Source organism: Enterobacter cloacae complex sp. 397G4 (genome assembly GCF_050031515.1).
Classification (GTDB): Bacteria; Pseudomonadota; Gammaproteobacteria; order Enterobacterales; family Enterobacteriaceae; genus Enterobacter; species Enterobacter hormaechei_C.
The window spans coordinates 45,286-65,022 of the sequence record NZ_JBLGWE010000001.1 but is presented as its reverse complement, the minus strand read 5'-3'; the positions used below and the strand labels follow the sequence as shown (position 1 = coordinate 65,022).

The following is a 19,737-nucleotide window of genomic DNA, read 5'->3' as shown; positions in this document are numbered from 1 at the left end:
TTTGTTCCCGTGTCCGCGGGAACCTTTTTTCATTTCCTGAAGGCTGTTCCATGTATACCGTTCTTCCCTCTCCCCTGTTGCAACGTATCTCAGGGCTGCGATTCCAGCCTCTTGTCGATCTTCATTCGGGCCAGGTGTTCGCGCATGAAGTTCTCGTGGAGATCCATAACGTCAATCTTGAGGTGCTGTTTGCCTCGCTGCCCTCGCGCAGCGCGCTGCAAATCTTCTTCTGGCAGGCCAACACCCTGTTACAGATACCCGCCCGGGACGCTTACTGGCTAAACCTTCCGGCAGAACACCTTCTCAACGAACGCGCTATCCGGTTGTTGCTGGCGTTACGCCATCAGCAGCGGTTAACGATTGAAATTCAGGATCCCCTCACCATCACACGGCTGAGCGAGGATGAGCAACGTCGCCTTCATGCCACGCTTGTTCGGTTAAAAGAGGCGGGATGGCAAATCTGGCTGGACGATTTAACCCGGGAGTTGGCGGAGGCGTTCGCGCGGCTTGCGCTGCCGCTGGATGGGGTGAAAATTGACCGCTCAGCGCTGCGCGAGCGCGCGCCGCTTGCCCCGTTTGTACAGGAGGTCAGGGCAGGTATCGCGCAATCAATTCTTATAGAAGGCATCGAAAACTCGCGGGATCTGGCGCGCGCCCGCGCGTCCGGCGCACAGTCTGGTCAGGGTTTTCTGTGGCCCGAAAGCCGAACCGATGCCCGCGTAACGCTTTGACGGCCAGCGGAGCGCTGGCCTTTTTACCGGGGCTTACCAGCCCGGCACCGCGCCACCGTTAAAAATGGTCTCCGCCGCTTTCGCCACTTCCGGCGACTGATAGGACTGGATAAATTCCTTCACGTTTTCGGCGTCTTTGTTCTCTTCACGCGTGACCACAATATTCACGTAGGGTGAGTTTTTGTCTTCGATAAAGACGCTGTCGTGTACCGGAGAAAGCCCCGTTTGCTGGAGATAGGTGGTACTGATGATGGCCACATCCACTTTCGGATCGTCCAGCACGCGCGGCAGCTGCGCCCCTTCCAGCTCCATAATCTGTAAGTTTTTCGGGTTCGCGGTAATATCCAGCGCCGTTGGCAGCAGCCCAACATCCGGTTTAAGGGTAATCAGCTTCTCTTTTTGCAGCAGCAACAGCGCGCGGCCAAGGTTGGTGGGATCGTTTGGAATCGCAATGGTTGCGCCGTCCTTCAGCTCAGAGACCGATTTAATCTTTCGGGAGTAACCCGCCATCGGGAAGACGAAGGTATTGGCCACGGCGACCAGCTTGTAATTGTGCGCCTTGTTATCTTCTGCGAGGAACGGGCGATGCTGGAAGACGTTGGCATCCAGTTCGCCCTGGTTGGTGGCATCGTTGGGTAGCAGCGAGCCGCTAAAGCCCACCAGCTCAACATCCAGACCGTATTTCTCCTTTGCCACCTTTTTGGCGACTTCCGCCACGTCCTGCTCAGCGCCATTGATCACGCCGACTTTAATGTGTCTGGCATCATTGCCGCCCTGATCACAGCCCGCGAGCAGCAGGCCAGTCAGGAGAAGCGCACCCAATCGAAGTTTCACGAGACAGTTCCTTTTGATAGACGTTTTGAAGACTATATCGACAACGAGACGGCAGGCTAAAAAACGAAAAGGAATCAGTAAGACGGTTAAGTTATATGCGGCCTGTTGCCGGGTGGCGCTGCGCTTACCCGGCCTACGTAACGGGCGAAGTGTAGGCCCGGTAAGCGTAGCGCCACCGGGCGATGGGCATCAGGCTACGGTAGTCCAGGCGCAAGCAGAACCGCTTCCCTCACGCCTGCCGACGCAGCGGCGCTTCGCGCAAAAACCACGACAGCACAAACGCCAGCACCATAATCCCCGCCGCCAGCATGAATACCGCATGGATCGCCGAGCCGAACGCATCCAGATAGTCCAGACGCAGGGCATCAGGCAGATGGTGTATGGCAACGGGATTAAGTTCGCGCGGCAGTTCCGCCCCTTCCGGCAGCCTGTCGATCAGGCCTGATTGCAGAATATGGGTGAACACCGCGCCAAACAGCGCAACGCCAATCGCCCCGCCAATGGAACGGAACAGCGTCACCCCAGACGTCGCGACGCCGTATTGATCGGCTGACACGCTGTTCTGCACCGCCAGCACCAGCACCTGCATCACCAGTCCCAGCCCCATGCCCAGCACGCCGGTAAACAGGTACAGCTGCCAGGTTGGGGAGGTGATTGAAATGCGCGTCAGTAACACCATCCCCACCACGCCGAGCAGCGTGCCGAGGATCGGGAACAGACGATATTTCCCGGTACGGCTGATGATGCGCCCGCTGATAATGGAGGTGAGCAATAGCCCCCCCATCAGGGGGATCAGCTGCAAACCGGCCTGCGTCGGCGTGGCGTCTTTTACCACCTGTAAATAGAGCGGCAGGAAAGTGACGGAGCCAAACAGCGACATGCCGATAATAAAACCGATCAGGCTACAGAGCAGGAAGCTGCGGTCGCGGAAGAGCGACAGCGGGATAATCGGCTCCCACGCCAGCCGCTCTTCGTAGATAAACCCGGCGATCCCCGTCAGGCCGAAGGCCAGAATGCACCACAGCTGCGGGTCGCTCCATTGGCGGATCGTCCCGCCCTCGGTGGTAAACAGAATGATGCACAGCAACGCCATGCTGAGGTAAATCGCCCCCAGGTAGTCAATCTCATGCTTGCTGCGCCGCGCGCTGCCGTGGAAAACCGCGCCAATCACCAGCAGGGCAAACAGCCCCAGCGGCAGGTTGATGTAGAAAATCCAGCGCCAGGATGCGTGCTGAACGATAAACCCGCCGATCAGCGGCCCTATCACCGTCGCCAGGCCAAACACGCCGCCAAACAACCCCTGATAGCGACCCCGATCGGCAGGCGGGATCACGTCCGCCACGGCAGCCATGCTGATCACCATCAGACCGCCGCCCCCCAGCCCTTGCAGGGCGCGCATCAGCACCAGCTGGGTCATGTTCTGCGCCAGACCGCACAGCGCGGACCCTACAAGAAACAGCACAATCGCGATTTGCAGAACGATTTTTCGGCCAAACAGATCGCCGAATTTGCCGTACAGCGGCACCACGATGGTCGAACTGAGGATATAGGCCGTTACCACCCACGAGAGCTTATCCAGCCCGCCCAGCTCACCGACGATGGTCGGCAGCGCGGTGGAGACAATGGTCTGATCCAGCGCCGAGAGCAGCATCACCAGCAGGAGTGCGCTGAACAGCAGCTTAATCGACGGCGCCTTTTTCGCAGGTTGAGTCATTACGTCGGACTCCATAAGACATCACTTGAAATTAATTAATCGTATAATTAATATTTGTGGAAGTGATGAATAAGATCAAGAGATACGGTGACCATGCCAGCACAAAAGGACAATTCTGAACCCCGCCGCCCCGGTCGGCCACGCGGCGGCAAGCGCGTTACCGCCAGCCGTGAACAGCTGCTGGATATCGCCCTGAACCTCTTTTCCCGCCAGGGGATCGCCAATACGTCGTTGAACGCCATCGCCCGCGAAGCAGGCGTGACGCCCGCCATGCTGCACTACTACTTCAACTCCAGAGAACAGTTGCTGGATGCGATGATTGAGGAGCGCTTCCTGCCGTTACGCGAGCGGATCGGGGCGATTTTCGCCGACAACCGGGATTCGCCGGTGGATGCCCTGACGGAAATGGTCAGGGTGCTGGCCGAACTGGCGGAAAAGTATCGCTGGTTTGCCCCGCTGTGGATGCAGGAGGTGATTGGCGAGATGCCGGTACTGCGCACCCATTTGCAGGCACGCTTTGGCGATGAGAAATATCACACCACGCTGGCAACCATCAAAGGCTGGCAGCAGGAAGGAAAGCTGAATCCGGCGCTGGCCCCCGAACTGCTGTTCACAACGCTGCTGAGCCTGGTGCTGGTGCCGTTCTCCCGCATGCGCAATGACGAGAGGCTAAGCGCCCTCTCACCGGAGATCGTGGTGCGCCACGTGTTAGCCGTGATTGGCACCGGGATCGGCGGTTAAAGATGTTTGGTCAGATAGTGTCTCTGCATTCCCTGATAAGGGTAATCCTGCAAGGACATCTGCACCTGATAACCCTGCTTTTCATAGAACGGGCGCGCCTGGAAGCTGACCGTATCCACCAGCGCGTGACGACAGCCTTTGCGACGGGCCTCCTCTTCAGCCGTTTTGATAAGCTGGCTTCCCACGCCCGTTCCCCGCACGCTGTCGCTGACCCACAGATAGTCGATGTTCAGCCAGTCGCCTTTCCGTACGCCGATTAACCCGCCCAGCATGACGCCATTGTCGTCTCGCATATATACGCCAATATCGCCGCCAAACGACGGCAAATCTAAAAACTGCGCGTTATAGGCTCTTAGCCCCGTTAATAATTCTTCTTTTTCTTCGGCTGTGACATTATCTGTAATGCTCAGATGCATAATTCTCTCCTTATTTTCAGCGCAATCTGAATATCTCACAGCTTAACCTTCATAAAAACTCCTTATTTTCTCCATTGTTTATACCTGGAAATATTCATTCAATATGTAAATAAAAAAAGCCTTTCCAATAGTCTCCGAAAACGTATAATGAGAACGATCATTCTCACTTTTTACGGTAGCCGACAATGAGTACAAAGCTGGAAGAACGACAAAAACTGCGCCAGGACGAAATCATTACCGCCGCGCGCCGCTGCTTTCGCGCCAGTGGATTTCACGCTGCCAGCATGTCGCAGATCGCCAGCGAAGCCAGGCTCAGCGTCGGACAAATCTATCGCTATTTCAGTAACAAAGACGCGATTATTGAAGAGATGATCCGGCGCATTATCGACTCACGTATTGAAGAGATGCAGGGCAAAACCCTGGTTGAAGGGATGCCGCAGGCGCTTGCCTGGCGCCAGACGCTTAACGAAGACGATGACGCGCTGATGCTCGAAATGTCCGCAGAGGCCACGCGCAATCCGCTGGTGGCAAACATGCTGATCGAAGCCGAAGCCCGCATGTTCGCCAACGCCTGCGCGCATCTGAAAAAGCAGTTCCCTCACCTGAGCGATGAGCATATTCGCTGCTGCGTGGAGATTACCGCCGTGATGATCGAAGGCACGATTTACCGTCGACTCACGCCTTTAAAAGTACCATCAGAACAATTAGAGCCTATATACCAGAATATTTTAAATATGATTTTCTCTGCGAAGTAATCGCATGTGAATAATTAGCGGAAATAAGTAATTTCCCTTTTTTCATTTCTGGCTCAGCCAGAGATGCGGGATCGCTGTGCTTTTAATTAGCCCTCCTCCCTGTTAAGCGATTAACAGGGCAGGCTTCGTTCACCCTGGAAAAAGATTATGAAAACCATAACAACCTCCATCGCGGCATTACTCCTCCTGACAGGGTGCGATAATGCGCAAACATCTGCTCCTCAACGTCCTCTTCCGGAAGTGGGGATTGTCACCCTCATGAGCCAGCCGGTGTCCGTCGTCAGCGAGCTGACCGGCCGCACCGCCGCCGCAATGAGCGCCGAAGTGCGCCCCCAGGTAGGTGGCATTATCCAGAAGCGCCTGTTCACCGAAGGCGATACGGTCAAGGCCGGGCAGGCGCTGTATCAGATCGATCCTTCCAGCTACCGCGCCGCGTATGATGAAGCCGCCGCCGCACTGAAACAGGCGCAGGCGCTGGTGCAGGCCGACTGCCAGAAAGCCCGGCGTTATGCGCAGCTGGTGAAGGACGACGGCGTATCACGTCAGGATGCGGAAGACGCGAAGTCCACCTGCGCGCAGGACAAGGCCAGCGTCGAGTCAAAGAAAGCCGCGCTGGAAAGCGCCCGCATTAACCTCAACTGGACCACCGTCACCGCGCCGATTGCCGGACGTATCGGCATCTCCTCTGTGACCCCCGGCGCGCTGGTGACCGCCCAGCAGGATACCGCGCTGGCCACCATTCGCGGGCTGGACAGTATGTACGTCGATTTAACCCGTTCCAGCGCCGATCTGCTGCGTTTACGCAAGCAAACCCTCGCCAGCAACAGCGATACGCTGAACGTGTCGTTGATTCTCGAAGACGGCAGCAGCTACAGCGAAAAAGGCCGCCTGGCGCTGACCGAAGTGGCGGTGGATGAGTCTACCGGCTCAGTCACCCTGCGCGCCGTCTTCCCGAACCCGCAGCATCAGCTTCTGCCGGGCATGTTCGTCCGCGCCAGAGTGGATGAAGGCATCATGAATGACGCGATCCTCGCCCCGCAGCAGGGCATCACCCGCGACGCCAAAGGCACCGCCACCGCGCTGGTGGTGAACGCCAGCAACAAGGTCGAACAGCGTCAGCTGGAGACGGGCGACACCTACGGCGACAAATGGCTGGTGCTGAGCGGTTTGAAGGCGGGCGATAAGCTGATTGTGGAAGGCACCGATAAAGTCACCGCCGGGCAGGAAGTGAAAGCTGAAGAGATGAAAACCAACGGAGGAAACGCCTGATGTTTTCCCGTTTCTTCGTGCGTCGCCCGGTCTTTGCCTGGGTTATCGCCATTCTCATCATGCTCGCCGGAATGCTGGCGATCCGCACGCTGCCCGTTGCGCAGTACCCGGACGTGGCTCCGCCGTCGATCAAAATCTCCGCCACCTATACCGGTGCCTCCGCACAGACGCTGGAAAACAGCGTGACGCAGGTGATCGAGCAGCAGCTCACCGGGCTGGATAACCTGCTCTACTTCACCTCCACCAGCAGCTCGGACGGGTCGGTGAGTATTAACGTCACGTTTGAACAGGGAACCGATCCGGACACCGCTCAGGTACAGGTGCAGAACAAAGTCCAGCAGGCGGAATCGCGCCTGCCGACCGAGGTGCAGCAGTCCGGGATCACCGTCGAAAAATCCCAGAGCAACTTCCTGCTGATCATGGGCGTATATGACAAAACCGACACCGCCAGCAGCTCGGATATCGCCGACTGGCTGGTGAGTAATATGCAGGATCCGCTGGCGCGCGTGGATGGCGTCGGTAGCCTACAGGTGTTCGGTGCAGAATACGCGATGCGCATCTGGCTCGACCCGGCGAAGCTGGCGTCGTACTCGCTGATGCCCTCCGACGTGCAGAGCGCGATTGAAGCGCAGAACGTGCAGGTTTCCGCCGGTAAAATCGGCGCGCTGCCCTCGTCGAACGCCCAACAGCTGACCGCCACCGTCCGCGCTCAGTCGCGTCTGCAAACGGTCGATGAGTTCAAAAAGATCATCGTCAAGAGCCAGTCCAACGGTGCGGTGGTGCGCATCAGCGATGTCGCGCGCGTGGAGATGGGCAGCGAAGATTACACCGCCACCGCGAAGCTGAACGGCCACCCGGCGGCGGGTATGGCGGTGATGCTCTCACCGGGCGCCAACGCGCTTAACACCGCCACGGCGGTAAAAGACAAGATTGCCGAGTTCAAAAAGTCGATGCCGGAAGGCTACGACGTGGCCTACCCGAAAGACAGCACCGAGTTCATCAAGATCTCCGTTGAGGACGTGATTCAGACGCTGTTCGAAGCCATTATCCTCGTGGTGGTGGTGATGTACCTGTTCCTGCAAAACATCCGCGCGACGCTGATCCCGGCGCTGGCGGTGCCGGTGGTGCTGCTGGGCACCTTCGGCGTGCTGGCGCTGTTCGGTTACTCCATCAACACCCTGACGCTGTTTGCGATGGTGCTGGCTATAGGGCTTTTGGTGGATGACGCCATCGTGGTGGTGGAAAACGTCGAGCGTATTATGCGCGACGAAGGGCTGCCCGCCCGGGAAGCGACCGAAAAATCGATGGGCGAAATTTCCGGCGCGCTGATCGCCATTGCGCTGGTGCTCTCTGCGGTATTCCTGCCGATGGCCTTTTTCGGCGGCTCCACCGGGGTGATTTACCGTCAGTTCTCGGTCACCATTATTTCGGCGATGTTCCTCTCCGTGGTGGTGGCGCTGACCCTGACGCCCGCGCTGTGCGGCTCGATCCTGAATCACACCGCTCCGCACAAAAAGGGCTTCTTCGGCGCGTTTAACCGCTTCTACAGTAAGACCGAGCACGGCTATCAGAACAAGGTGCTGCGCGCCCTGCGCCGTTCCGGTGGCATGCTGGTGATCTACGCCCTGCTCTGCGGCGCGATGGGGTTCGCCATGCTAAAACTGCCGGGCAGCTTCCTGCCAACCGAAGACCAGGGTGAAATCATGGTGCAGTACACCCTGCCCGCCGGCGCAACCGCGGTGCGTACCGCCGAGGTAAGCCGCCAGGTACGCGAGTGGTTCCTCACCAAAGAGAAAGCCAATACCGACGTGATCTTCACCATTGAAGGCTTCAGCTTCAGCGGCAGCGGCCAGAACGCCGGGATGGCGTTCGTCTCCCTGAAAAACTGGTCAGAGCGCAAAGGCGATGAGAATACCGCCCAGGCCATTGCCCTGCGCGCCACGCAGGAGCTGAGCACCATTCGGGATGCCACAATTTTCGCCATGACGCCCCCGGCGGTGGATGGTTTAGGCCAGAGCAACGGCTTTACCTTTGAGCTGATGGCCAGCGGCGGCACCGACCGCGACGCGCTGCTGAAACTGCGTAACCAGCTGATTGGCGAAGCCAACCAGGACAACTCGCTGCACGCCGTGCGCGCCAACGATCTGCCGCAGATGCCGCAGCTTCAGGTGGATATTGATAACAACAAAGCCGTGTCGCTGGGGCTCTCCCTGAGCGATGTTACCGACACCCTCTCCAGCGCCTGGGGCGGCACCTACGTGAACGACTTCATTGACCGTGGCCGCGTGAAAAAGGTCTACATCCAGGGCGACAGCGACTATCGCGCGGTGCCATCGGATCTTAACAAATGGTATGTGCGCGGCAGCGACAGCACCATGACCCCGTTCTCCGCCTTCGCCACCACCCGCTGGGAGTATGGCCCGGAAAGCCTGGTGCGCTACAACGGCTCGGCGGCGTATGAGATTCAGGGCGAAAACGCCAGCGGTGCCAGCTCCGGTACGGCGATGAGCAAAATGGAGCAGCTGGCGAATAACCTGCCGTCCGGCAGCACCTGGGCATGGAGCGGTTTGTCGTTGCAGGAAAAACTGGCGAGCGGTCAGGCAATGAGCCTCTATGCCCTCTCGATCCTGGTGGTGTTCCTGTGCCTGGCGGCGCTGTATGAGAGCTGGTCGGTGCCGATTTCGGTCATCATGGTGATCCCGCTAGGGGTGCTGGGTGCGGCGGTTGCCGCCTCCCTGCGCGGCCTGAACAACGACGTCTATTTCCAGGTGGCGCTGCTGACCACCATCGGTCTGTCGTCGAAGAACGCCATTCTGATTGTCGAGTTTGCCGAAGCCAAAGTGGCCGAAGGCTACTCCCTGACGCGCGCCGCCCTGCGGGCCGCCCAGACGCGTCTGCGTCCGATCATCATGACCTCGCTGGCGTTTATCGCAGGCGTGACGCCGCTGGCGATTGCCACCGGCGCCGGGGCCAACAGCCGCGTGGCGATCGGTACCGGTATTATCGGCGGGACGCTGGCCGCGACGCTGCTGGCCATCTTCTTTGTTCCTTTATTCTTTGTACTGGTGAAACGTCTGTTCTCCGGTAAGCACGCAAACCGGAGGTCATAATGTTTCGTGTAACCGTATTAACGTTAGCGCTGCTGAGCGCGGGCTGTGTGTCATTAGATCCCACGTATCAGCGCCCGGACGCCCCCGTCCCGGCGACGTTGCCGGGCGCCCATGGCGAAGCCAACGCCGTGGTGAGCCAGTGGCAGCAGGTGATGAATGATGCGCGGTTGAAAAGCGTGGTGACGATGGCGCTCAACAGCAACCGCGACGTGCAAAAAGCGATTGCGGATATCGACGCCGCCCGTGCCCAGTATGGCGAAACGCGCTCGTCCCTGTTCCCGACGGTGGACGCGGAACTGAGCCACACCCGCAGCCGCACGCTGGCGAGCGGCGTCGCGACAAGTGACGAAGCCAACGGCGCGGTCTCCAGCTTCGAACTGGATCTGTTTGGCCGCAACCAGAGCCTGTCGCGTGCCGCGCGTGAAACCTGGCTTGCCAGCGAATTCACCGCGCAGAACACGCGCCTGACGATGGTCAGCGAGCTGACCACGGCCTGGGTGACGCTGGCGGCGGATAACAGCAATCTGGCGCTGGCGAAGTCCACCCTGGAGAGCGCCGCAAACTCGCTCAAGATTGTGAAGCGCCAGCAGGAAGTGGGCGTGGCAGCGGCAACGGACGTCAGTGAAGCGATGGCGGTTTACCAGCAGGCGCGCGCCAGCGTGGCGAGCTACCAGACGCTGGTGATGCAGGACAAAAACGCTCTCAACCTGCTGGCGGGCGATACGGTGCCCGATAACCTGCTACCCGGCACGCTGGAGAGCCTGAGCGACAACGCCATCACGCTGATCCCGGCGGGCGTCAGCTCCAGCGCGCTGCTGCGTCGTCCGGACATTCAGGAGGCGGAACATAACCTGCTGAGCGCCAACGCCAACATCGGCGCGGCGCGCGCCAACTTCTTCCCGACCATCTCGCTCACCGCCAGCGCGGGCGTCGGCAGCGATTCGCTGTCGTCCCTGTTCAGCCACGGGATGAAGGTCTGGTCGTTTGCACCTTCCATCACCCTGCCGCTGTTCAGCGGCGGCAACAATATGGCGCAGCTGCGCTATGCGGAAGCCGAGAAAAAAGGGTTAATTGCGACCTATGAGAAAACCATCCAGAGCGCGTTCAAGGACGTGGCCGACGCGCTGGCCCGGCGCGAAACGTTGAGTGAACAGCTTGATGCCCAGCGTGAATACGTGGCGGCGGAGCAAAAAACGCTGGATGTGGCGACGCGCAGTTACAAGGCTGGCGCGGGCGATTATCTGACGGTGCTCACCGCGCAGCGGTCGCTGTGGTCGGCGCAGGAATCACTGATTGCCTTGCAGCAAACCGACCTGGAAAACCGCATCACGCTGTGGCAGTCGCTGGGCGGCGGGATTCAGTAACATCACTGCCGGGCGGCGCAACGTTGCCCGGCCATCAGAGTAAATACCTATGGCAAAACTCTCTTTTTCTTTCGCGGCCATCCTTGGCCTGCTGACGGCTATCGGGCCGCTGTGTTCCGATTTTTATCTTCCGGCGCTGCCGGAGATCGCCACCCAGCTCAACACCTCCACAACGCTGACGCAGCTTTCTCTTACCTCGGCGCTGATTGGCCTGGGGCTGGGACAACTTTTTTTCGGCCCGCTAAGCGATCGCATCGGACGTAAAACGCCGCTGCTGTTCTCACTTTTGCTGTTTGTACTGGCTTCAGTGCTTTGTGCCAGCACGCAGAATATTTACGCCCTGATCGGCTGGCGATTTGTGCAGGGCGTTGCCGGGGCGGGCGGCTCCGTACTTGCCCGCTCCATCGCCCGTGATAACTATAATGGCACGATGCTAACGCAGTTTTTTGCCCTACTGATGACGGTCAACGGCATCGCGCCCGTGGTGTCCCCGGTACTCGGTGGCTATATCGCGTCGCATTTCGACTGGCGGATGCTGTTCTGGGTAATGGCAGGGGCGGGTCTGGCGCTGCTGATCGCCAGCCAGCTTTTTATCCGCGAGTCCCTCACAGAGAAACAGGGCGGGGGATCGCTGACGCAAACCGCCAGGACGGTACTTAAAAATCGTCGCTTTATGCGCTACTGCCTGATCCAGGCCTTCATGCTGGCGGGGCTGTTCGCCTATATCGGGGCATCCTCCTTTGTGATGCAAAACGAGTATGGCCTGAGCGCCATGCAGTTCAGCCTGCTGTTCGGTGTGAACGGTATCGGCCTGATCGTCTCAGCGCTGATTTTCTCCCGTCTGGCACGCCGACACCCGGCGGAAGGGTTAATGCAAATAGGTCTGGTGTTGGCCATAACCTGCGCGGGGCTGACGTTGCTCTTTGCGTGGATGCAGCTTTCCGTTCCGGCACTGATTGCACTCTTTTTCACCGTCGCATTTAACAGCGGGATCAGCACCATTGCGGGTTCAGAAGCGATGAGCGCAGTCGACGCGAAGGAGTCCGGCACAGCGTCAGCCATTCTGGGCATGCTGATGTTTTTATTCGGCGGGATCGCAGCGCCTCTCGCCGGTATCGGCGGAGAAACGATGCTGAAAATGAGTCTCGCGGTGTTAGTAAGCTATGGCATTGCACTGGCGATCGGATCTCGCACGCAGAATGCGTAAATTCATACTTTTGGCTTGAATCGCGTTGATGAATGTAACGATATATTTCAGGGGAAGCATGTGACTTTCAAAGGAGGTTTCGATGAAATCTGCACACCTGGTTTGCCTGCTCGTTTGCCTGATTTTCGCTGCGTTTGTTCACGCGCAGGAGAAGAGCGCTCCGGAGAAAGAGGCCCAGATAAAACAGCAGGTCCTGAAAGATGTGAAGAAAACCTGTACCCCGCAGAAAAAGCAGAGCGATAAGGCCTGGCAGGCGATGATTTTGTCGTCTGAGGCCAATCAGCTGCTGATCAAAAACGCCATCACCGCCGTGAAGCGTGACAACCTGGACGCCTACTGGGATGCAGTAAGTCAGGTGGATTGTATGGAAGATTACTGAGGGTTGAGCGCCGGGTGGCGCTACGCTTACCCGGCCTACATCACACGTTTAACGCTTCCGCACATCCGGAATAATCAAATCCCCGCGCAGAACGTAGGACCCGAGCATCTGCGTTTTCTCTGTCAGCCAGCTCACGATGCGCGCCGCCATGGCGTCCATGGAATACTCAATGGCCGGGATCACCGGAATACCCGGCAGATGCAGCGAACCGCCGAGGCTGAAAACCATGATGTCTTCCGGTACCGATTTATTAAACGCCTGTAACTGCGGGATCACCCGCTGGGCTTCCTGCTCATCCGCCACCAGCAGCGCGTTGAAGTTCAGCGTGGACGCGTTGTTGAGTAATTCCTGAAGCGCAACGGACGATGAAGTCGCGTCCATAAACACGAGGTTGCGATTAAAGGGCAGGAAGTTTTTCTCCAGCGCGTGTTTGTAGCCCAGCAGCACCTGATCGGCAAAGCCGCTGCCGTGCGGGTGGATCAGCGCTATCTGGCGACGCCCCTGGCTGGTGAGATAGTTACAGGCCGTTTCAGCCGCGAACGCGTGATCGAACTGAATGCTGTTGGCGTTATCGGCTTCCATACAGTCGACCAGAATCACGTTGTCCATGTCCACGTCCAGCGGGAAACGCGCGCCAATCACCAGAATGTCATCACATAAGCCGCAGGAGAGTTCTTCAAGGGCGTTCATCACTTCTGTTTTTGTGTGTGCGAAACGCAGCAGCAGATGTTTTTGATGCTGGCTGAGGTGTTTTTCCAGCGCGTACAGGTAACCGGTGGTCTGGTTAATGTTTTCCTGCGCGCAAATCACTCCAATGCAGCCCGTCGACTGGCTGAGCAGCGACTGGGCGATCACGTTGGGACGATAGTTCAGCTCATCCACCGCTTTCAGAACAGCCTGGCGGCTGGCTTCTTTAACGCCACGCGACCCGCTCAACACCCGTGATACCGTGGCTTTGGACACCCCGGCCAGACGCGATACATCGTTAATTGTAGACATCTCTCTCCCCTGTCAGACGCAACTGGCGTCTGTAATTTCCATCACCGCTACGGCTCACATTATAGCCAGAACGGAGTATATCCGTTTCCGTTTTCCATGGAAACCGATTTTCCGTTTCCACTCAATTTGATGCCAAAACAGCCAAATTATGTGACCCACATCCGGTTAATTAGCCTCATAAGTATTGGATCTTGATGGTTATCACACTTCTGTCTTTTATAAATGGAAACCGGTTTCCGTATCATGTCCAATCATCCTCGCAATAACTTTTTACATTTTGAGGATGGTTGTCGATGTTCAAGATTATGCTGTGCTGCTCTGCCGGGATGTCCACCAGCCTGCTGGTCAGCAAAATGATCGATGTTGCAAAAGAACGGGGCTTGCCCGTGAAGATAGATGCGTATGGCGTATCCGAATTTGATACGCAGTTTCCGTACTATCAGGTGGTGCTTCTCGGACCGCAAGTGAAATACATGTTAAAGACGCTCTCAGACAAGGCAGCGACGCAAGGCATTCCGGTGCAGCCCATCGACATGATGGATTACGGCATGCAGCGTGGCGATAAAGTACTGGACTATGCTCTGTCGCTCATCGAAGCGGCACACTAAAAGGTGTTCACATGAGTTCGTTATATCAATCCATGGTCGCGGTGATTGAGCAGTCAATTACGCCGCTGGCCGCGAAGCTCGGTCAGCAAAAGTATGTGATTGCCATCCGCGACGGCTTTACCGCTGCGCTGCCGTTTATGATCATCGGCTCGTTTATGCTGGTGTTTATCTTCCCGCCGTTTTCGGCGGATACCACCAACAGCTTCGCCCGCGGCTGGCTGGATTTCTCCGAGACCTACCGCGAACAGCTGATGCTGCCGTTTAACCTCAGCATGGGCGTGATGACCTTCTTCATCTCGGTGGGGATTGGGGCGAGCCTGGGGCGTCAGTTTAACCTCGATCCGGTGATGTCAGGCCTGCTGGCCTTTATGGCCTTCCTGCTGGTCGCCGCGCCCTATGCCGATGGCAAAATTTCGACCCAGTATCTCTCCGGTCAGGGGATCTTCACTGCGCTTATCACCGCGATCTACTCCACTCGCGTCTATGCGTGGCTGAAACAGAACAACGTCACCATCCGCCTGCCGAAGGAAGTGCCGACCGGCGTGGCGCGTTCGTTTGAGATCCTGATCCCGGTGATGGTGGTGATCGGAACGCTGCACCCGCTGAACCTGTTCATTGAAGCGCAGACCGGGATGATCATCCCGCAGGCGATTATGCACCTGCTGGAGCCGCTGGTGTCGGCGTCTGACTCGCTGCCCGCCATTCTGCTCTCCGTGCTGCTGTGCCAGATCTTCTGGTTCGCTGGTATCCACGGGTCGCTGATTGTCACCGGCATCATGAACCCGTTCTGGATGGCGAACCTCTCTGCAAACCAGGCGGCGCTGGCGGCGGGCGCGGCGCTGCCGCACGTTTATCTGCAAGGTTTCTGGGATCACTACCTGCTGATTGGCGGCGTAGGCTCCACCCTGCCGCTGGCGTTCCTGCTGCTGCGTAGCCGCGTTACCCACCTGCGCACCATCGGCAAAATGGGCGTGGTGCCAAGCTTCTTTAACATCAACGAACCGATTTTGTTCGGCGCACCGATCATCATGAACCCGATGCTGTTTATCCCGTTCGTGTTTGTTCCGCTGGTCAACGCCTGCCTGGCGTACGGCGCAACCAAACTCGGCTGGCTGGCTCAGGTGGTTTCGTTAACCCCGTGGACCACCCCCGCGCCGATTGGTGCGTCGTGGGCGGCGAACTGGGCGCTCAGCCCGGTGGTGATGTGCCTGGTCTGTATGGTGATGTCCGCGCTGATGTACCTGCCGTTCCTGCGTGCCTATGAGCGTACGCTCATCAAAAACGAAGAGCAGAAAGCTCAGGCGACCGTCGGTAACGCTGAAGCCGCCAGCAATTAAGTCAAAGAGGAAGAGTCATGAAATACGCATTTCCCGATAACTTCTGGTGGGGCAGCGCAAGCTCCGCTCTCCAGACGGAAGGGACACGAGAGGGTGAAACCACGTGGGATTACTGGTTTGCCCGCGAGCCGAACCGTTTTCACAACGGCGTGGGGCCGCAGCACACCTCCACGTTTTATCAGCACTGGAAAACGGACATTCAGCTGTTAAAGCAGCTGAACCACAACAGCTTTCGTACCTCGATTAGCTGGGCGCGCCTGATCCCTGACGGTATCGGTGAAGTGAACCCGGACGCGGTCGATTTTTACAATCAGGTCATTGATGAGCTAAACGAGCAGGGCATCACGCCGTTTATCACCCTGTTCCATTTCGACATGCCGATGGCGATGCAGGAGATTGGCGGCTGGGAAAACCGTGACGTGGTGGACGCGTACGCCCGCTATGCGCAGATTTGCTTCGAGCTGTTCGGCGACCGCGTGCTGCACTGGTTTACCTTCAACGAGCCGATTGTTCCGGTGGAAGGCGGTTATCTGTACGACTTCCACTACCCGAACGTGGTGGATTTTCGTCGGGCAGCCACCGTGGCGTATCACGCCGTGCTGGCCCATGCGAAGGCCGTTCAGGCTTACCGCGCCGGACACTACGCGGGTGAGATCGGCATCGTGCTCAACCTGACGCCGTCGTACCCGCGCTCCCGGAACCCGGCGGACGTGAAGGCGGCGCACATAGCGGACCTGATGTTTAACCGCAGCTTCCTCGACCCGGTGCTGCGCGGGGAGTATCCGGCGGACCTGGTGGCATTGCTGAAATCTTACGATCAGCTGCCCGCCTGCAAGCCGGAAGACGGTTTCCTGATTGCGGAAGGGAAAATCGACCTGCTCGGCGTTAACTACTATCAGCCGCGTCGCGTGAAGTGTCGCGACAGCGCGGTGAACCCGCAGGCGCCGTTTATGCCGGAGTGGTTCTTTGATAATTACGAGATGCCGGGCCGTAAGATGAACCCGTACCGCGGCTGGGAAATCTACGCGCCGGGTATTTACGATATTCTGGTTAACCTGCGCGATAATTACGGTAACCCTCGCTGCTTTATTTCGGAAAACGGCATGGGCGTCGAAAACGAGCAGCGCTTTATTGAAAATGGCCAGATTAACGATCAATACCGCATCGATTTTATTTCTGAGCATTTATCGTGGCTGCACAAAGGTATTAGCGAAGGCTGCAATTGCCTTGGCTATCATATGTGGACGTTTATTGATAACTGGTCGTGGTGTAATGCGTATAAAAACCGCTACGGTTTTATTCAGCTCGATGTAGAGACGCAGCAGCGCACCATTAAAAAAAGCGGAGAGTGGTTTGCCGCCACCGCCTTAAATAATAGTTTTGATAAAGAGTAATGATGATGATCGCACTAGAAGAAGCCGTAATGGAAATTATCGTCAACGCCGGCCAGTCCCGCAGCTTGTGCTTTGAAGCCCTGCACGCGGCGCGTCAGGGCAACCTTGATGAGGCCAAAAGCCTGCTGCGCGAAGCCGACGGCTACGCGCGCCAGGCGCACAAGATGCAGACCAAACTGATCGAGCAGGATGCGGGCGAAGCCCGCCAGCCGATGACCTTAATTATGGTGCACGCCCAGGATCATTTAATGAATTCCTTATTAGCGCGCGAGTTATCCGAAGAAATTATTCATTTATATCAGAGATAGTCTATGGCGAAATAATTACTGTAATACCTCTGTACCCTAAATAGAGATCCACTTGTTCTGATGATAGCGACATACTCTGTCAGATCGGAGCGGGATGGTTATTGTCTGAATAAAATTAAACTATATTGAGATAACCATGAATACGATTAAAAAACTTCCATTAACCATGGCGGTTATCGCCGCGCTTTGCCCAATTTCCGTTCTCGCTCAGGAATTCACTCAGGAGCAAATCGACGCCATTGTGGCAAAAGCGGTGGATAAAGCCCTGGCCGAGCGTCAGGCCAAAATGGACGCGGCGGTCGCGAAAAAAGCGGACGTGGTGACCGAGCCGCAGAGCGCGGCGCAATCTCCGGATATGGCGATCCCGTTCGGGGTTAAATTTACCGGCTACGCCCGCTACGGCGCGCACTTCCAGGCTGCCGATCAGAAATACGTGGCGGTGGACGGCTCCTACAACGGCGCGTCCGCCATTGGTCGTCTGGGTAACGAAGGCAACGGCGGCGAGTTCCAGCTCTCTAAAGCCTTCAAGGGCGAAAACGGCGCCATCTGGGACATCAACGTGATGATCGACCACTGGGGCGACGAAGTTAACCTCAAGAAAGCCTACGCCGGCGTGACCAACATTATGGCCTCCAACCCGAACGCCTACTTCTGGGCGGGTCGCGACTTCCACCAGCGTCCGCAGCAGGGCATCAACGATTACTTCTGGATGAACCACGACGGTCAGGGCGCCGGGGTGAAGAACTTCGACATCGGCGGCGTGCAGTTTGACGTGGCCGCCGTGGCAGCGGTGGAATCCTGTAGCCCGGAAGTGATGGAGGACGAAGCGAACCCGTCGCGCATCACCTGTACCGGCGGGTCCGGCACGGGCGACAAAGGCAACTACGCCGCGACGTCTAAAATCCACGGTGTGAAGCTCGGTCCGCTGGATCTGGAGCTGTACGCCAACTACGGCTTTGACTCGAAAGCGGTGGAGAGCGACGAACGTCTGAACGCCTGGCAGGGCGGCGTGGTGCTGAGCCACACCAACGACAGCGGCGTGAACAAGGTGATTGCCCGCTACTCCGATAACGCGGACAACAGCGTGTTCAACAAAACCGAGGATCTGACCACGGTCTACGCCAGCTTCGAAGGGCTGTACAAATTCACCCAGGCGACGCAGGTGGAGTACCTCCTCGCCTTCCATGACTACGACAACAGCCGCGATAAGACCGACAACCGCAAGAACTACAACGCCATCGTGCGCCCGATGCACTGGTGGAACGACGTTCACTCCACCTGGCTGGAAGCGGGCTGGCAGCACGTGGATTACGACAACGGCGGCGACAACAAGGGCTGGAAGCTGACCCTGTCGCAGAACATGTCTATCGCCATGGGGCCGGAGTTCCGTCCGATGCTGCGCTTCTACGTGACCGGCGGCAAGGTGGATAACGAACGTACCGCGCGCGTGAACAACACCAAAGATGAAACGCTGGACGACTTCAACGTCGGCGCGATGTGGGAGGCGTGGTTCTAAGGTCAACAACATGCCGGGTGGCGCTACGCTTACCCGGCCTACGGTTTTCCCCCTCTCCCCGTGGGAGAGGGCCGGGGTGAGGGCATCAGGCCGCACACAACCATGCTATGCTGTTGGCCAATTAACGACAACATAACAGGGGAGAACATGGGTTCCACACGCAAAGGGATGCTCAACGTCCTGATCGCCGCCGTTTTATGGGGCAGTTCCGGGGTTTGCGCGCAGTACATCATGGAGAAAAGCCACATCTCTTCGCCTTACCTGACCATGGTTCGTCTGCTGTTTACCGGCGTGATCCTGCTGACGCTCTCCTTCGTTCACGGCGACAAGATTTTCTCGGTCATCAAAAACCGCAAAGACGCCCTCAGCCTGCTGTTTTTCTCGCTGGCTGGCGCGCTTACCGTGCAGCTCACCTTCCTGCTGACAATTGAAAAATCCAACGCCGCGACGGCCACCGTGCTCCAGTTTCTGTCGCCGACCATTATCGTGGCATGGTTTGCGCTGGCGCGGAAAACGCGTCCCGGCATATTTGTCTTATCCGCGATTTTCACGTCGCTTGTGGGTACCTTCCTGCTGGTAACCCACGGCGACCCGACGTCGCTCTCCATCTCGCCGGCCGCGCTGTTCTTCGGTATCGCCTCGGCGTTTGCCGCGGCGTTTTATACGACGTACCCGTCGACGCTTATCGCCCGCTACGGCACGCTGCCGATTGTCGGCTGGAGTATGTTGATTGCGGGACTAATGCTGACGCCGTTCTACGCCGGACGCGGCACCACCTTCGTGATCGACGGCGGCCTGCTGCTGGCGTTTTTCTACCTGGTGGTGATAGGTACCGCGCTGACGTTCAGCCTGTATCTGAAAGGCGCACAGATGATCGGCGGGCCGAAGGCGAGCATTCTGAGCTGCGCCGAGCCGCTGAGCAGCGCGCTGCTGTCGGTGGTGTTGCTGGGGGTGGCATTCACCCTGCCGGACTGGCTGGGGACGCTGCTGATTGTGTCGTCGGTGGTGTTGATTTCGATGGATTCGAGAAGACGGGTTCAGACATCGGCGTAGCC

The 19,737-nt window shown here is 57.8% G+C and carries 18 protein-coding genes; 14 read left to right on the top strand and 4 right to left on the bottom strand.

The genetic code is table 11. From position 1 onward, the window contains the following. Positions 1-50 precede the first annotated feature (50 nt). The gene (locus ACQG1Y_RS00310; protein ID WP_015570094.1) at positions 51-731 is read left to right on the top strand and encodes an EAL domain-containing protein; all 681 of its coding nucleotides are present in this window, start codon (positions 51-53) and stop codon (positions 729-731) included. Positions 732-764: 33 nt separating this feature from the next. On the opposite strand, the gene nlpA is transcribed toward ACQG1Y_RS00310, so the two are convergent. Both nlpA and ACQG1Y_RS00300 read right to left on the bottom strand, forming a co-directional pair. Further along, positions 765-1,565, bottom strand: a complete 801-nt coding sequence (gene nlpA / locus ACQG1Y_RS00305) for a lipoprotein NlpA (RefSeq protein WP_020480549.1) — start codon at positions 1,563-1,565, stop codon at positions 765-767. Positions 1,566-1,794: 229 nt separating this feature from the next. After that, a complete protein-coding gene (locus ACQG1Y_RS00300; RefSeq protein WP_015570095.1) occupies positions 1,795-3,294 on the bottom strand; it encodes an MDR family MFS transporter in 1,500 nt (499 codons plus the stop codon). A 78-nt stretch (positions 3,295-3,372) separates the two neighbouring features. On the opposite strand from ACQG1Y_RS00300, the gene ACQG1Y_RS00295 reads away from it, so the two are divergent. Continuing rightward, positions 3,373-4,020, top strand: coding sequence for a TetR/AcrR family transcriptional regulator (locus tag ACQG1Y_RS00295; RefSeq protein WP_017383663.1), 648 nt, complete (start codon positions 3,373-3,375; stop codon positions 4,018-4,020). Here the strand turns inward: ACQG1Y_RS00295 and ACQG1Y_RS00290 are convergent. Continuing rightward, positions 4,017-4,436: a GNAT family N-acetyltransferase gene (locus ACQG1Y_RS00290; RefSeq protein ID WP_032646705.1), complete on the bottom strand. Its 420-nt coding sequence runs from the start codon at positions 4,434-4,436 to the stop codon at positions 4,017-4,019. The genes ACQG1Y_RS00295 and ACQG1Y_RS00290 overlap by 4 nt on opposite strands. A 185-nt stretch (positions 4,437-4,621) precedes the next feature. Between ACQG1Y_RS00290 and ACQG1Y_RS00285 the strand changes: the two genes are divergently transcribed. The 6 genes from ACQG1Y_RS00285 (at position 4,622) to ACQG1Y_RS00260 (ending at position 12,520) form a co-directional block, all read left to right on the top strand. Further along, the gene (locus tag ACQG1Y_RS00285; protein ID WP_032620543.1) at positions 4,622-5,191 is read left to right on the top strand and encodes a TetR/AcrR family transcriptional regulator; all 570 of its coding nucleotides are present in this window, start codon (positions 4,622-4,624) and stop codon (positions 5,189-5,191) included. A 147-nt stretch (positions 5,192-5,338) separates the two neighbouring features. Beyond that, positions 5,339-6,460: an efflux RND transporter periplasmic adaptor subunit gene (locus ACQG1Y_RS00280; RefSeq protein ID WP_017383665.1), complete on the top strand. Its 1,122-nt coding sequence runs from the start codon at positions 5,339-5,341 to the stop codon at positions 6,458-6,460. After that, positions 6,460-9,570, top strand: a complete 3,111-nt coding sequence (locus tag ACQG1Y_RS00275) for an efflux RND transporter permease subunit (protein ID WP_017383666.1) — start codon at positions 6,460-6,462, stop codon at positions 9,568-9,570. Before ACQG1Y_RS00280 ends, ACQG1Y_RS00275 begins: the two co-directional genes overlap by 1 nt. Then, a complete protein-coding gene (locus tag ACQG1Y_RS00270) occupies positions 9,570-10,934 on the top strand; it encodes an efflux transporter outer membrane subunit (protein ID WP_058688747.1) in 1,365 nt (454 codons plus the stop codon). The genes ACQG1Y_RS00275 and ACQG1Y_RS00270 overlap by 1 nt, the downstream gene beginning before the upstream one ends. Before the next feature lie 49 nt (positions 10,935-10,983). Next, positions 10,984-12,141, top strand: coding sequence for a multidrug effflux MFS transporter (locus tag ACQG1Y_RS00265; RefSeq protein ID WP_058688748.1), 1,158 nt, complete (start codon positions 10,984-10,986; stop codon positions 12,139-12,141). A gap of 82 nt (positions 12,142-12,223) precedes the next feature. Further along, entirely contained in the window at positions 12,224-12,520 is a 297-nt protein-coding gene (locus ACQG1Y_RS00260; protein WP_003861030.1) for a YicS family protein, read from the top strand. A 48-nt stretch (positions 12,521-12,568) separates the two neighbouring features. On the opposite strand, the gene ACQG1Y_RS00255 is transcribed toward ACQG1Y_RS00260, so the two are convergent. Then, positions 12,569-13,519, bottom strand: coding sequence for a LacI family DNA-binding transcriptional regulator (locus ACQG1Y_RS00255; protein WP_003861033.1), 951 nt, complete (start codon positions 13,517-13,519; stop codon positions 12,569-12,571). A 293-nt stretch (positions 13,520-13,812) separates the two neighbouring features. On the opposite strand from ACQG1Y_RS00255, the gene ACQG1Y_RS00250 reads away from it, so the two are divergent. The 6 genes from ACQG1Y_RS00250 (at position 13,813) to ACQG1Y_RS00225 (ending at position 19,735) form a co-directional block, all read left to right on the top strand. After that, the gene (locus ACQG1Y_RS00250; protein ID WP_032668892.1) at positions 13,813-14,127 is read left to right on the top strand and encodes a PTS sugar transporter subunit IIB; all 315 of its coding nucleotides are present in this window, start codon (positions 13,813-13,815) and stop codon (positions 14,125-14,127) included. 11 nt (positions 14,128-14,138) lie between these two features. Further along, on the top strand, positions 14,139-15,464 hold the full coding sequence (locus tag ACQG1Y_RS00245; protein ID WP_023302832.1) for a PTS sugar transporter subunit IIC: 1,326 nt from the start codon (positions 14,139-14,141) through the stop codon (positions 15,462-15,464). A gap of 17 nt (positions 15,465-15,481) precedes the next feature. Beyond that, positions 15,482-16,858 (top strand): glycoside hydrolase family 1 protein, encoded by a 1,377-nt coding sequence (locus ACQG1Y_RS00240; protein ID WP_058688749.1) that lies wholly within the window; start codon positions 15,482-15,484, stop codon positions 16,856-16,858. 5 nt (positions 16,859-16,863) lie between these two features. Continuing rightward, positions 16,864-17,166, top strand: a complete 303-nt coding sequence (locus ACQG1Y_RS00235) for a PTS lactose/cellobiose transporter subunit IIA (RefSeq protein WP_014168006.1) — start codon at positions 16,864-16,866, stop codon at positions 17,164-17,166. A 136-nt stretch (positions 17,167-17,302) separates the two neighbouring features. Next, positions 17,303-18,682 carry a carbohydrate porin gene (locus tag ACQG1Y_RS00230; protein WP_086524143.1) on the top strand — a complete coding sequence of 460 codons (1,380 nt, stop codon included), beginning with the start codon at positions 17,303-17,305 and terminating at the stop codon, positions 18,680-18,682. Between the two features lie 147 nt (positions 18,683-18,829). Then, positions 18,830-19,735 carry an EamA family transporter gene (locus ACQG1Y_RS00225; RefSeq protein ID WP_032103766.1) on the top strand — a complete coding sequence of 302 codons (906 nt, stop codon included), beginning with the start codon at positions 18,830-18,832 and terminating at the stop codon, positions 19,733-19,735. Positions 19,736-19,737: the final 2 nt, after the last annotated feature.